At 48.3% G+C, this 14,449-nt stretch carries 7 protein-coding genes; all 7 read right to left on the bottom strand.

What is annotated here, in order from left to right:
- Positions 1 to 49: 49 nt before the first annotated feature.
- The 7 genes from FHS16_RS26750 to FHS16_RS26720 all read right to left on the bottom strand — a co-directional run bounded on the left by FHS16_RS26750 (position 50) and on the right by FHS16_RS26720 (position 14,364).
- Positions 50 to 5,845, bottom strand: a complete 5,796-nt coding sequence (locus FHS16_RS26750; protein WP_183569985.1) for an InlB B-repeat-containing protein — start codon at positions 5,843 to 5,845, stop codon at positions 50 to 52.
- 159 nt (positions 5,846 to 6,004) lie between these two features.
- On the bottom strand, positions 6,005 to 8,638 hold the full coding sequence (locus FHS16_RS26745; protein ID WP_183569983.1) for an alpha-L-rhamnosidase: 2,634 nt from the start codon (positions 8,636 to 8,638) through the stop codon (positions 6,005 to 6,007).
- A 56-nt stretch (positions 8,639 to 8,694) separates the two neighbouring features.
- Positions 8,695 to 9,912 (bottom strand): amylo-alpha-1,6-glucosidase, encoded by a 1,218-nt coding sequence (locus tag FHS16_RS26740; protein ID WP_183569981.1) that lies wholly within the window; start codon positions 9,910 to 9,912, stop codon positions 8,695 to 8,697.
- 44 nt (positions 9,913 to 9,956) lie between these two features.
- Positions 9,957 to 10,607: a histidine phosphatase family protein gene (locus FHS16_RS26735; RefSeq protein WP_183569979.1), complete on the bottom strand. Its 651-nt coding sequence runs from the start codon at positions 10,605 to 10,607 to the stop codon at positions 9,957 to 9,959.
- A 115-nt stretch (positions 10,608 to 10,722) separates the two neighbouring features.
- Positions 10,723 to 12,411 carry an extracellular solute-binding protein gene (locus tag FHS16_RS26730; RefSeq protein ID WP_183569976.1) on the bottom strand — a complete coding sequence of 563 codons (1,689 nt, stop codon included), beginning with the start codon at positions 12,409 to 12,411 and terminating at the stop codon, positions 10,723 to 10,725.
- A gap of 68 nt (positions 12,412 to 12,479) precedes the next feature.
- Positions 12,480 to 13,367, bottom strand: coding sequence for a carbohydrate ABC transporter permease (locus FHS16_RS26725; RefSeq protein WP_183569974.1), 888 nt, complete (start codon positions 13,365 to 13,367; stop codon positions 12,480 to 12,482).
- A gap of 31 nt (positions 13,368 to 13,398) precedes the next feature.
- Positions 13,399 to 14,364 (bottom strand): ABC transporter permease, encoded by a 966-nt coding sequence (locus FHS16_RS26720; RefSeq protein ID WP_183569972.1) that lies wholly within the window; start codon positions 14,362 to 14,364, stop codon positions 13,399 to 13,401.
- Positions 14,365 to 14,449: the final 85 nt, after the last annotated feature.

The raw sequence follows: 14,449 nt of genomic DNA, 5'->3' as shown, positions 1-14,449 counted from the left end.
CGGATCTTCCCGCTTCCTTTTCTATTCATTCATTGTGCTCAGCGTGTCATTATGGAATATACGGCCATTCGATGCGGCTGAAGTCGACCTTCGCGAACTTGCCGTCCGTCCCCGAAGCAACGGCCAATCCTGCCGTGAACGACCCGGCAAACGCGATTGTTTGCGAGCTTCTCACTGTCCAGTCAAGCCCATCTGTCGAATAATACGTCTTGAAGGTATTGCCTTTCTTCTCGACCTTCAACCAAACGGCTCCCGAATTTGCCGTTACCGTATCCTGATTTGCGCTTGCCCAACCATCAGGAATGCTGCGGTGTATGCTTCTAATCGCCCTGCCTCCGTCGAGAAAGATGCCTTGGAAAGCACTGTCCGCATTCGTGTTTTGACGAATCATAATGCCAATCTTCGTATTCGAGCTGGCAGCGGCTCCCGTGAATGCCGCGTCGTCGACTCGAGCTACGATCGTAGCATCTCCCGCGAGTTGGCTATGATTCTGATAAACATATTGGAAGCTGTCAACCCTTCCCCATATATTGCCCCCGGAACCGCCAACCGAGAAATCAGCTCCGTTCTGCGTTACGGTTCCCTCATGACCGGTTCCGATGTTAAGACTGGAGAAGTGTTCCGCTTCCGTCAACACCCGTGAGAAAATTGGAGTAATGGTCTTATCGTCATCCATCATCACGGTAACCGGATTGGATTCGACGCGGATAGCTCCGCTCCAGCCGACAAATGCGTAGCCTTGAGCCGGAATGGCCTTCAACGTTACCGCCGTCCCCGCATCATATACGCTTTGATTGAGATCGCGTTCAACCGTTCCATTTACTTCCTCTACGGTAAGGGTATACTTATCCGCCGCATTTCTGAAGTTCGCCACAATATGCTTGCTCGCGTCCATCGTGATAACGATCGGATTTGCAATACCGCTTTTGTCACCGCTCCAACCTGTGAACACATACCCTTCATCCTGCGTTGCCGTCAGCGAGATGAGGGTTCCCGCCGGATATGCTTCCGCAGTTAGATCGGCTGTTACCTCTCCATTGACGGCTTCCGTGTGCAGCTCATAAGTAGGAATTGCAGGCAGCTCTACTTGATCGAACTTAGCTGTCACGAGTTTATTGTTTTGTCCCGCGGTCACGGCCAATCCAGCCGTGTACGGACCTTGGAACGTAGCGAAATTCTGCGAATCATGCTGCGTCCATTGCTCGCCGTCCTTCGAATAAAAAGTTGAGATCTGCGTTCCGTTTTTCTCCACCTTCAACCACACGGAGGAAGTCATCGTTTCTTCGGATAGCTTTTTCCCTGACGTAGCGCCGATTCTGAACTGGCTTTGTATCTTTTTCTCATTCGTAATAAATATGCCCTGATAATAACTGTTCGCCATGGTGCTTTGCCTTATCATGATGCCAGCGCGCGCATCGCCCGCTGTTGCGTTAAAATCGGTAATGCGTGCAACAATCGTCGAACTGCCTGTAAGATGATCATGGTAAGTATACCGGAAACTGTCAGTTCCCCCCCAAATGATCTGTCCCGATGCATTCATCGTAATGCCGGTTGCATCCTCAGTTGTGCTTCCGGGGAGATTCGTCCCAATTTCTTCACTTTTGTAGGATACGAATTTCGCAGAGATGGTTTTATGACCGTCCATGCGAAGCTGAACGGTATCCTCCGTGCCGATTAAATCACCTTCCCAATATAAGAAGCGGTAGCCCAATGCCGGCTTGGCATGAAGCTTCACCTCGGTGAAAGGCAAGTATTCTCCCTCTTGATTCCCGCTTCCGCTGGAACCGGGAATGGCTTCGATGATGCCTCCTGTTACCTCCGCTAATTCCAGGTTCACCTTCGCCGGAGCATCCTCGAAGTTGGCGGTTACCGTCTTGTCGATATCCATCGTAATGTAGGAAGGATTGGCCCTGCCAGTCAGGCCTCCTGACCAGCCTGCAAAAATTTGTCCTTCACCAGCCACGGCTGTGAGCTTCACTCTCGAGTTTGCTACATAAAGACCAGAATCAGTCTCTACCTCACCTTCTCCCGTCGTACCAATCGACAGCTCGCGCATGTCGGGCCAAGTCACATTGCTGAATTGCGCGGTAGCCGTTCTGATCGTCGGCGCCTCGGTTGAATCCGCAACTTGACCCGCGGAAGTGAATAAGCCGATCGTCAGCTCCAAGTTGGGATTGTTCCAATCCCAGACCGTGTGTAAACCAGACTTCTCCCAAGTCACACCGTCCGCCGACCATGCCAGCGTAATATCCCTGTTAATCGTTCTTTCAATTCGAAGCATGACAGGCAAGCTTATTTCTTCTTCTAGGACGACCATATCGCTGCTATCGCCGCCTTTCCTGACTTGAGAGACAAGCTTCCCGTCCTTGACCATGACGGCAACGTATTGCGCGTTGCTTGCCAATCCCGAACGGATTTGAATGCCAGCTACCGCTCCCGCTGTGTTGTCGCTGGTGAATGATTCGAGCTTTGCCGTGAACACCGTATTGCCTTTGAGTCCCGGGCGCAGAAGGTATCGGAAGCTGTCCGGCTCGTAAGCGAATTTGTTACCGCTACTCGTCAATGTGTAGACCCCGTTGTTCTCCTCCGTGCTGCCAGGCGCTCCGACAGGCGTCACATCCACGCTCATCAATCCATTAGCTGGCTGGAAGATAGCCGTTACGGTCGTATGGCCATTAATTGTTACTTCCGCAGGGTTTTTGCTGCTCACCAAGCCGCCGCTCCAGCCTGTAAAGAGATATCCCGGCTTGGCAGTTGCGGTCAGAATCACCTTTGTTTCTTGCTCGTAAAGTCCATCTTGCACATCAGACTTTGTTACCGGCTTCGTTGCGACAGTCCCGCCTTCCGTCGCAATTGTAGTGAGCGTAAAGGTTGAAACGACCTTGAAGTTGGCCGTAATTGCTTTTGCCTCGTTCATAGTCACCATAATCGGGTTTTCCTTGCCAATAAGATTGTCATCAGCATCGGTCCAGCCGTCGAATTGATAACCGAAGTCGTCAACAGCGGTCAGAATGACTTCTTCTCCTTCTACGTAAGTTTCCTTCACGGGATTGATCTTCACATATCCGTTCTCCGCTTCGACAGCCAGCGTATATTGAGGGAGCAGTTCAAACTCCGCAGTGACATGAAGATCGTCGTGCAGAGTGATCTCTATCGTTGGCTTGTTCCCAAATGACTCATCACCCCAGCCCATGAATTTATAGCCATACTTAGGTACTGCAGTCAAAGTCACGGTATCGCCATCGCTGTAGCGTCCTTCAGGATGATCCTGCTCGACTGTACCGTTTACCGCAGTGACCGTAATGGTACGGATATCCACTGGCACGTAATTCGCGGTAACCGTCTTATTGGCATCCATCGTAATCTCGATTGTACTGTTCGTTCCGAGACCGTCACTCCAATTGAGGAATTTATAGCCCGGCTTGCCTTTCGCCTTCAGGGTAATCTTCATGCCGTCGCTGTAAGTTCCCCCAGCCGGAAACACGTCCCCGTTAGGAGAGTTGACGTTTAGAGTATACGTGTCTAAAGGGATTAACGGCAGCATGGAAGCCGCGTTAGCAGATAAAATGTTGATAGAATACTCGTTCTGCGTGTTCCAGGAATCCGTATACCGGTACATGACGGCATGACCCTCATAATAGGGGAACACTTGTGTTCTCGCCGTCGTATTCCACGTATCATTAAACCAGGCTGGATACTTTGCACTTTGGATATCGGAATTCGGCAAGCCAGGGGGAGGCTCTACCCAGCCGTTGTTGTTAGCAGCCTGCTGCACCCATTGATATTGATTCATCTCGTGGACGAACCATCTTGGCGATCGCTGCGGATCGCCGAGTCCCGTGATGAACGACCGGCTCACCGCGTTGCCGCCCAGCGTGTAATCCCATGTTTTTTGGATGCGCTCCAAATACCTGGCATCTTGTGTTACGCCATATCCGACAACGATTGGCATCAAGGTGGAACTTGTGAACCGCCAGCCGATCCGATTCGGGTACCCTTCGTCCTGCGTGGATGCGCCGAACGGGGTATCATGGTCCATTTCCTTTTCCGCAAAATCGATAATGTTGTCATATGCCCACTCTCTGAGTACTTGCGTAAGATGCGGATTCTCGTACATCGACACGAACGCGCCAAGCCACGCCCGGTCCAGTACCCAGAAGTAACGCTTATACGAATCGTAGTCACTTGGAGTTTTCGGCATCTCGCTGGTTATCCAATTCTTTAACTCCTGCGCCGAAATAGTCAGATCCTGAACAGGCTCATTCCCCGTCGCGACAAGCAGCGCGCTTGAAGCCAAAAGCATTTCGTTGGACCAGGTGTTCTTAATCCCTTCTTTACTAACGTCATAATAGGTATTTTCCTTCAAGTATTCCGCGTCCTGATAGTGAGCCATAAAGCCTTTGTACGCTTTTTTAGCAGCAATCAGGTAATCCTTTACTTTGTTCGGATAATACTCCTGCATGATAGGCGTATTATAGGCCTGCGCCAGAACCCCGGCCGCGAACAACGTTTCCGCTTTGTTAGGTCCCTGCGTACGGTTATAGAACATACGCTTTTCCGCACCTTTCAGATCATATCCGATCTCGTACGAGCCTTCTTCAGGCTTAGTCGGCGATTGAGGCCTTAGATAGTTGGCAAGCGTACCATCCGTTGACGTATTCATAATCGCTTTGGTCAGCCAATCCAGCTCGTATACCAGTTCGTCCAGATAGTCAGGTATGTCGTTGTCCGATTCGGGAATTTCCAGCGATTCCCCTAACGCCTCGATCTGCTCGGGAAAGTATTTGGCAGCCATCAGCATGTCGATGCCCACATAGGCCGAATTATAGGGATACTTCCCCCGATCGCCAGCATCCATGTGGCCGCCTTTCAAATCTATTTTCGCATCTGCTAGAATACCACCGTTATCGATGAATTTTGCTTGGTCGATCGCGTCGTCCTCATGCGAAGGCGGTCGGTTCCAATGGGTAAGATTAGGATCATCCAGTCCATGGTCGCCGTCTCGCTGCATGAATAACGCACGCGTAATCGTATAGGCAATATCATCCTTATAGATCAAGCTGCTAATTTCGAAAGGATAGGATGTGCCTACTCCGGGGATGTAAATGCGATAACAGCCCTGCGCCTGCAAGTCGCTGAAATCAAGCGCAAAGATATCACTTTGGGTCCATCTGTCGTTTCTCAGATGCACTTTGATTTCGCCTGAGTAGACCTTCTTGCCAGTTGTATCGTCTATCACTTGAAAATTCTTGTAGCCTAAGAAATCGATGCTCCCTTGACCGGTCCAATGTGAGAGATAAGCAATCTTGGTACCCTCGGACGGGTAACCAACCTGATTGGCGTGTATGGCCAGATTAGGTTTCGTTACGTCGAATTGGAACGGGAACGGTTCTACATTGGCAACCGCAGCGTTAACGGAAAGCATGTAGTTTTTCCCTTCCTTGAGCTTGAGTGTGGTAGGCAGCTTGAGATAAGCGCGATAAAGCACTTGAATTTTGCCAATATTGCCTGAGGACGATGGATTATAAGGCGCTTGCTCCGGGAAATACCTGTAATGGACTATTGTTGGGGTAACGCCACCGGAGAAGTCCGGATCTTCCTCGCTCGTGATGGTGTAATAGTCCGTATTCGTAACATGCTCGTCGGAGTATGGCGTATCGACGAGGGTAAGTTCGAGCCAATTTGAATTCATTACCGCTGCATGAGACTGAATCTCTTCGAGCGCTACCGGCGCTCGCTCCTTCAATGCAAAGACGGGACTGCCTGAGGCAACGAACAGCACAATAGCCATGCCTAACGTCATTCCGATTGTCGTCCACAACCTTCGCGCATTGCTTGTCAACATGAAGATTTCCCTCCCAATCGATTGGTTGCCTGATGATTCCAGATCAATGAACCTAACGTCACTGTAAATCTTGATGAATCCTGCCTTTTCTCATCGATTTTGCGCTAATCCCCACCTCCTTTCCAAATTCGTTGTATCGCTTTATGCTGCGTAAGCCATTTAAGCTCTCTGTTCCGTTAATTCCGCTAGAAAATCGTGATTGCCGGAACCTACTTGGTATATTGCATATCCCCCTTCCAGCTTCAATCGCCCTACCTGACTTTCATTTAGCAAATAACATTCGTTTTCAAAAGTGATGCTCGCCAAATGGCTGGCCGGAATGCATATTTCCGCTGTTGCATTGGGTGGAATTATCACATTCAGCACTAGCTGAGTCCCGCTTATTTGCCAGCTCGATTTCACCAGTCCCCTGACGGTATATACTTGTGCGCTAGCGCCGTTCATGGAAACGGGGATATACGGTTTAATCTTAATTTCCTCATACCCTGGCTGCAGGGGAGAGATACCCGCGAGGTATTTATAGAACCAGGCGCCAAGTCCGCCGATCAGAAATGCATGATTGTTGGAAGCACCGTTATGGGCAAAGCTTTCAAGAGCCGTCGTAGCCCCATATTCTTTCATCCAATACCCCCAGCAGCCTTTATTGGTATTGTTCGCGAGGGCATAAGCCACATCATTTCTGCCGTTCTCCGCCAAAGCCGCGAGAATGCCTTCTGCCCCGAGACAGCCCACCGTCATCGTTTCTCGGGATTGAATATCCTGGACTAGACTGTCTGTTACTGCAGCCTTAGACGCATCTGGAACGAATCCCAAATACAAAGCAAGGGCATTCGCTGTTTGTGAATTGGTATCATAGTACATGCCATCCTTTAAGAAAGCAGCATTAATGCCAGCTTTTACTTTCATAGCCAATCCTGCGTAGAAACACATATCGTCCTTATAGTACAAATGTTCCGAAATTTCAGATAATAAAACCAAGCACTTGTAATAGTAAGCCGTCGCCAAATACGTTTTGGAAATGTCGGTGGCGCTCCCGAACCAATCTCCGAAAATAAGGCTGTTCTGCAGCAAATATCCACTATCCAGATGAGCTCGGAAGACATGCAAACATCGCTTCATCCATTCGTAATGTTTGGCCAAGAACACCTTGTCACCATAAGCCATGTAATAGTCCCAAGGAATGAAGACGACAGCGGCGACCCACGGCATATCAAGCGAATATTCATGACCTTCGCTTGGACATATAAGTGGCACGATGCCGTTCTCTAACTGACTGTCGGCTATATCGTCGAACCACTTGTCGTAGAAAGCCGCCATGTCGAAGTTATAGCAGTCCGCCTCCGAATGGCAGTGGGCATCCCCCAGCCACCCCTGTCTCTCCCTTGCAGGACAATCCATAGGAACCGAGACGAGATTGGATCGAAACGACCATACCGCACCATGCTGCAGCTTGTTAAGCAGTTCATTGGAGCAAGTAAATTCGGAGCCGTTCAGAATATCGTTGTGAATAACCGTTGCCGTAATCCTGTCGGCGTTAAGTTCATTTGGATACCCGGATACCTCAACGTATCTGAAGCCATGACATGAGAATGTTGGTTGATAGCTCTCATCTCCTCTTCCCTTTAGAATATATTCGTCATAATGAGGCTGAGCTTCGGCCAGCCAGCCGGCTTCCGTACTGCCCGGATTGATGGTTCCGTCCGGATTCAGGCATTCCGCGTAACGGATGGTCAGCTTTGTTCCCGCTTCTCCATTTACGATCAGGCAAAGGGTACCGAACATATTCTGGCCGAAATCCGCGATATAGGTTTTTTCTTGTGGACTCGTTATGGAGATCGGCTTAATGTCCTGAATTCCTTTGATCGGCTGCAGTTGCGCGGTCAGCAGCAGCGGGCCGGTATCAAGAATCGGCCATCCCCAAGCAGAATCATCATAGCCGTGCCTATCCCATCCTTCCGGCTCGAGTCTTGCATCATAGGTCTCGCCTTTTCCCTCTGATATACTGCCTCCCGAATAACGCAGAGCGATATACGGCCCTTTTTTAAGCCTTTTCCACGTCTGATCCCCTACTATGATTTGTGTGGTACCGTCGGCAAATCGGATATGCAGATGGAAGATGACTTTTCTAGTGTGCATGATGCCGATCGCATTGTTGCCGGAACGAATGAGTTCCGTCACATCATAGGTACGGTACATCCCGCGTTTGAAGTGGGTCTGCCCAGGACTGATTAGGTCCTCACCAACTTTGACGCCATTCATCCGCAGCTCGTAGGCATTCGCTTTGCTTCCCGTCGCGCCGATATACGCCCTTGCGGTACTGATCGGGTTATTTCGACTTGTCTCAAATTCTCTTCTTTCGTAATAGACGGCTGATGGGCTGTTAGGATATTCGCAGTTCATCCACCTGCAATTCCAGTCCTCGGGTTCGTACATTCCCGTTTCAAAATAAGTCGCATCGCTCCAGCCTGACTCATTCCCATGCTGATCCCATACCTTCGCTTTCCACCAATAATAGGTTTTCGACGACAGCTTGACGCCATCGTATGGAATGGCGGTCTGTCTGCTGGACTCAACCTTACCGCTGTCCCACATGTCACCTGCATGACGATTTATATGGGCAGGGCCTGAGTCCACGATAACTCGATAGGCTGTTTGCACAAAACCGGCTTCTGTGTTTTCCGTTACCCAACTTAATCTCGGCTTTTGTCTATCAATGCCAATAGGCGTCATGAAGTACTCGCATCTAAGGTTGGTAAGACTGCCCGAACATGCCGTTTCTTTATTCCCATTCATCCTTCGGTATCCCTCTCTTTCCGGAACTTCCCATTGTCGACCTTTCCGGATGCTATTCATATCGTCGCGTCTTCCATAACACATTTGTAAGCAAAAATATACATGCCCGCTGACCAAGCCTGATAGGCCATACCCGAAGGCATTCCGCTTCTTCCGTTCAACCATTCGTTGAACTCCCACTCGGACCGTTTGCCCACTTGGTTTGCGCGAGCGAGGTTCTCCAGTTCCTCTCTGGCAAACTCCTTTTTCCCCGCTTTCATCAACGCTGCAACATAGAAGCCACCTACAAATGGCCAAATGCCCCCGTTATGGTATTGGTAGGGCAGGTTCAAATAGGCATTTCTGTAATATTCGCGCCAGTCCTTATCTCCGGGGTTAATAGGCGGATAGTTCGCCATGATAGGATAAGGCTTGTTCATTCCCGTTTGTATAAAGTGCTCGATAATCGTATTGGCTTTCGCTTCGTCCGCGATGTCGAACAGAATGGCCAGGCTGTTGCCCAGCGCATCACAATGGTATCCGAAATCCCGAAAGGAGGCGTAGGGCAAATAAAACTTGCCGAACCAAAACACTTCGTTGCTCATCCGTATAATCCTCAGCCACTCTTGACTATAGCCGTTCTCGCGAACCATTCTCGTTTGCTCTTCAACGTCTCCTGGCCAAAGCAGCACATTCATCTTTTGTTTAACATCCTCTGCTCTCGCTTGGCTTTCCACGCCGCTTTCTCCGCATAACTCTTGTATATGTGCATATTCGACTAGCGCTTTATAGTAAAGGACATTATCGTAGAGAATATTGCCTCTGTTGGCGAACAAGTCTCCCCAATCCGCAGCCTCCTGCACCTCTATCAGCCCGCAGTTGTTGCTGTCCTGGTATTCCAGCCACAACATGGCTTTCCGGATCGATTCCAGATGTTTTTCCAGAAAATCCGTATCCTTATACCGCGCGTAATAAACGCTGTGTCCAATGACATACCATGGATTACTATCGACGGCACCCTGATTCGCTTCAATTGCGGGATTATCAACTTCGACCGACAACGGAATCATTCCAAGCTTGGTTTGATACCTGGCAAGCGTCTCCAGCGTCATTCTGAATGATGCTTGACATGCCTGGCTATCGACCAGGGATGCTCCCAGAAAAGTAATCATGCTGTCTCTCGTAAAAACCTGATTATACCCTTCCGATAATGCGGATGCCTTTGCGCCAATTGCATGCATGCACCTCTCTACAACGCGTATGGATTGTCTATAAGCTTCCTCGATCAAATTCATTTCATAGCCCCCCTTGATCTAATGCCTTCTGGCTTACAACACTATTAATGGTGTGCCGGTATGAGCATACGAGGATAATAAATTCCCTTGCGTTCGACGAATTCGATGACGGCTGCTCCTGTATGTTCAAATGCAAAGCTTGCCACCGGGAATGGCCGTACCCCGAGCAGAAAGTTCATCAGTATGCCTAATGATCCCCCATGCGCGAAAATAACGACGGAAAGCTCCTTAGCCGCTTCTTCGGGGACAAATCCACCCATGCGGCTATGTATGCCAATTTTGGACAAATCTCTTAAAAACGGTGGAATGATTCTTGCGCACATGTCGAAATAACCTTCACCCAGTTCCGTTTTCCAGGTTTCTTCCGCATAGGCATCTCCAACTTGCCGCTGCATCTCCTCAAATACGGTGCTAGGCACCTTCTCCAGCTCGCGATTAGGCATCCACTCATAGAGATACGGCATAATTCCGATATCCAATTGTCTGCCGGCCAAGACGATTTCAGCGGTTTGCAGCGCTCTGCCGTAAGGAGAAGAAAACGCGCAGTCGTACCGCTCTTCCTTCAATGCCTTCGCAGTCGCCTCGGCCTGCCCGATTCCCACCTCTTCCGACAAACTTCCTTTCACGGGTCTTTCAGGACATATGAAAGGATCGCCTGCCATTTGAGCATGTCTAATCAAGGTGAGTTTCATCATTTTCCAGCTCCTTTTGCTCGAGTAATATAGGTTGACCCCAGAATAAAGGCAATGAATGAAGCTATTCGCTTTCATCCATTGCCGCATGCCTAGAACTCGACGTTCTATGGAGCCATTACTCTCCAGCTAATTGTTTTTTGTATTGTTGATGCATCTTGGTCATGTATTCTTCAACCTCGACAGCGCCAGCCGAATCCAGTTCCTTCACGAATTTCGCAAACTCCGTTTGGAATTCCGCATCGGATTTCGCCAGAATGACGGTGAATGCATTCTCATACAGCCTCTTGTCCACAGCCTGCTGTTTAGCCAGTGTATCTGTGTCCGCTCCTGCCATCAGATCGCCTATCGTTGTAGCATCATACCAATATGGACTTAGTGCCTCGTCTCTCTGCTGTACCCTCGTATTGTTTGTTGCAGTCGGATCATCCTTCAGAATCCAATACGTTCCCCAGCTTGTTTGACCGAGATCGGAGCCCACCAGCCTAGAGTAATGGTTCATGCCTGTTTCCTTCTCGATGTTTACTTGCGCTTCGCCAGCCAGCCATCTATCCAGATAGGATTTTTTCAATGACGGCTTACCATCCGCCATCTCCCATTGAATTCCCTCCGGTCCATTCATGGCCAGGAAATTCCCTTCTTCTGTTGTCAAATAATTGAGCAGCTTCATAGCAGCCTCAGGGTTTTTGGCTTTATCGGTAATGATAAGTGCACCTGCTCCTTTTTTGCTTGCGGAGAAGACAGCCGGTTTATCGCCAGTCGGAAACTTGAATACGAAATTCTGGAAATACATTTTTTCTGCATTTGGCAGTTTGGCGTCCGTATAGGTTTTCAATACGTCATAAGTCTGGTTCCAACCGCCAATGTGAGAAGCAACTCTTGCCGTATAAAGCTTGGATTTCTGCCAGGTTGCATAATCCTGGGTAAATGCTTCAGGGTCGATTAGCCCTTCGCGAAACAGCTTATTATAGAATTGAAAAACTTCCTCGGCCCAAGGAGCCTTTGGCCAATATTTGACGGAATCGCCCTCGCCCATGTAGAGTTTAGAATCCGCTGGCGAACCGGCCATAGCGATCATGCCGTAGTAGGGAGATCCCCAGTTGCGGTTGAAGCCGCTCATCGGATACATGGTTTGCCCGTCAGAGGTTTTCGGATATTTTTCTTTTACGCTTTTCAGATAGTTGTACACATCATCCGACGTTTCCAGCTTCGGAGAACCCAGAGCTTCGTAAATATCTGTTCTCACTTGAAAGCTGTACCCGAATCCTGGAGGAGTAGCTCCTTCCGGCAAATAGCTGTTAGTCAGATGATAGATGTTTCCGTCGCTTTGTTTCAGCATGTTCAGTGCAGATCCGTATTTCTTTTTCAAATCCGGACCATATAGATCAATTAACTCGTTAAGAGGAATCGCAATTTTATCCGAAATCACTTTAGTAGGATCAGACAGCATAATGATATCCGGATACTCACCGCTTGCGAGTACAACGTTCAACTTGTCTTTTCCAGCCCCCGAATAAACTTCCCATTTCAGCTTAATGTTTAATTTTTCTTCCAGTTCCTTAGCAACAGGGTTATCCTCCCAGAATGGATCTCCTGTTGGAAAGTTAGGAGTGCCGCCGGCAGAGTTCACGATGGTTAAGACTACGGGCTCATCCTTTTTTGTATCATTTGTGTCGTTCGTACTGCCAGTGTTGCTCTCGCTTGGGGTCGGCGAATTCGTGTTGCTGTTTGCCGTACAAGCGTTGAGCAAGACAGCACACATCATTGTAGCCGCGATAATGTTCATAATCCTAAATTTCCGTTTCATGATTTTCTTCCCTTCGGTTTTTGTTATGAAAAGTTTGTGCCAGGCTTTATCCGCATAGCCTAAACTTTTCATCCTTTTACAGCGCCTACCGTAAGTCCGCCTACGAAATACTTTTGCAAGAATGGGTATACCATGACAATCGGAATCGTTGTGATGGTAATGGTCGCCATCTTAATTACTTCAGGCGTGAGAATGGAACCGGATTGCTCCAGCCTGGACGCTTGCACAGGGTCCATAGACTGAATCTGACTTTCCATCAGAATGTTCACAAGAACGCCTTGCAACGTTGCCAATTCCTTTGTGCCGGAAGTAAACATGTAAGTATCGAACCATGTAGTCCACTGCTGAACGCCGATCATTAATGCGATGGTTGCCAGCACGGGCGTAGACATGGGGAGTATAATGCTTGCCAGCGTCCTTAATTCAGATGCTCCGTCTATCCTAGCCGACTCAGCCAAGGAAGGGGGCAAATCTTCGAAGAACTGTCTCATGACCATCACATTCCAGACGTTAATGGCCGCGGGAACGATATACACAAGAAAGCTATTGTACAGATTCAGCTCTTTGATAAGCATAAATTCCGGAATCAAGCCTCCCGAAAAATACATGGTGAAGATAAAGAAAAACAGCATGCTTCTTCTCAAAATCAGTTCTCGGTTGGCTAACAGATAGGCAAGAACTGCTGTACATAGGAGTCCAAGAAGTGTTCCCCATACCGTTCGCATAATGCTGATGTATGTAGCGTGCATCAGGCTGCTTTCGTTGAATATGGCCGCGTAGGCTTCCAGCGAGAATTTTCGTGGCCAGAAATATATACTGCCTCGCATGGCATCCCTTCCTTCATTAAAGGACATGATCAGGATGTTCCAGAATGGAAATGCGGCCAGAAATCCAATCAACAACAGAAATAGATTGTTGAATACATGAAACAGCCGCTCTCCCTTAAATAATTTCAATTTGCTCCCCCCTCTTATAGCGATCCAAGCGTTAGAAGATGCCCATTTTCAGAAATTTTCTGCAAACGTAATTGCAAACCACGATCAGTACGATCCCCACTACGCTTTTGAATAGGCCGACCGCAGCCCCATACGAGTACGCAGCTTGCTGCAAGCCGTATTTCAGCACGTAGGTATCCAACACTTCGGAGCTTCTAATGTTCATTGGATTTTGAAGAAACAACTGCTGATCCAATCCCGCATTCAGAATATAACCTACTCCAAAGGTAAATAGCAGAATGATGGTGGGCATGATCGTAGGCAGCGTAATATGGATGATTTGCTTATACCTGCTTGCTCCGTCAATTACTGCCGATTCGTACATCTGTTTGTCGATCGACATAATGGCAGCGATATAGATAATCGAATTCCATCCAATATTTTTCCACACATTGAGCCCAGTTACCATTGGCCAGAAATGATCAGCTTCCCCTAGGAAATTAATCGGTTTGTCAATCAGGTGAAGATGAAGTAGAAGGGAATTGACTGGCGCCAGTTCATCAATCGATAGAATCGTCATCGCCATTCCTGCTACCACCACCCATGAAATGAAGTGCGGCAAATAGGATACGGTTTGTATGATCTTTTTGTACGCAGCGTTTCGTACTTCGCAGATCAGGATCGCAAACAGGATCGCCGCAAGGGTCGAAAACACAAGACTGAGCGAGCTGATGACAACGGTGTTGCGCATGATGTAGCCAAAGTCGGGACTGTTAAAAAACGACTTAAAATATTGTAGTCCAACCCAATCCCCACCGAACGGAGTCCGGTATGAAAATTCTCTGAAGGCAAGCAGAGATCCATACATTGGAATATACTTAAAGATGATGATGAAAGCGATAAATGGAAGTAATAATAATAAATGTACTTTCTGTCTTTTTATTTTTTTTACAATTGCAATTTGGCTGTATCCGGTTGTTACACCCTGCTTCATACTAAACATATTGGATAATTTCAACAATTCCCTCTCCTTGTTTGAATAATATTCCTCCCAAGTTTGACTTTTTAAAATTATTTTCCTGCTGCTTTCACCTTTAATTATG

The sequence above is a fragment of the Paenibacillus endophyticus genome, assembly GCF_014192395.1.
Lineage (GTDB): Bacteria > Bacillota > Bacilli > Paenibacillales > Paenibacillaceae > Pristimantibacillus > Pristimantibacillus endophyticus.
Note: the sequence above shows the minus strand (reverse complement) of the source record. Positions and strands in the feature narration are given on the sequence as shown.

What these genes read in the sequence shown, in the direction of transcription:
- FHS16_RS26750 (WP_183569985.1), bottom strand. Translation starts at nt 5,845, where the DNA reads ATGTTGACAAGCAATGCGCGAAGGTTGTGGACGACAATCGGAATGACG.
- FHS16_RS26745 (WP_183569983.1), bottom strand. Translation starts at nt 8,638, where the DNA reads ATGAATGGGAATAAAGAAACGGCATGTTCGGGCAGTCTTACCAACCTT.
- FHS16_RS26740 (WP_183569981.1), bottom strand. Translation starts at nt 9,912, where the DNA reads ATGAATTTGATCGAGGAAGCTTATAGACAATCCATACGCGTTGTAGAG.
- FHS16_RS26735 (WP_183569979.1), bottom strand. Translation starts at nt 10,607, where the DNA reads ATGATGAAACTCACCTTGATTAGACATGCTCAAATGGCAGGCGATCCT.
- FHS16_RS26730 (WP_183569976.1), bottom strand. Translation starts at nt 12,411, where the DNA reads ATGAAACGGAAATTTAGGATTATGAACATTATCGCGGCTACAATGATG.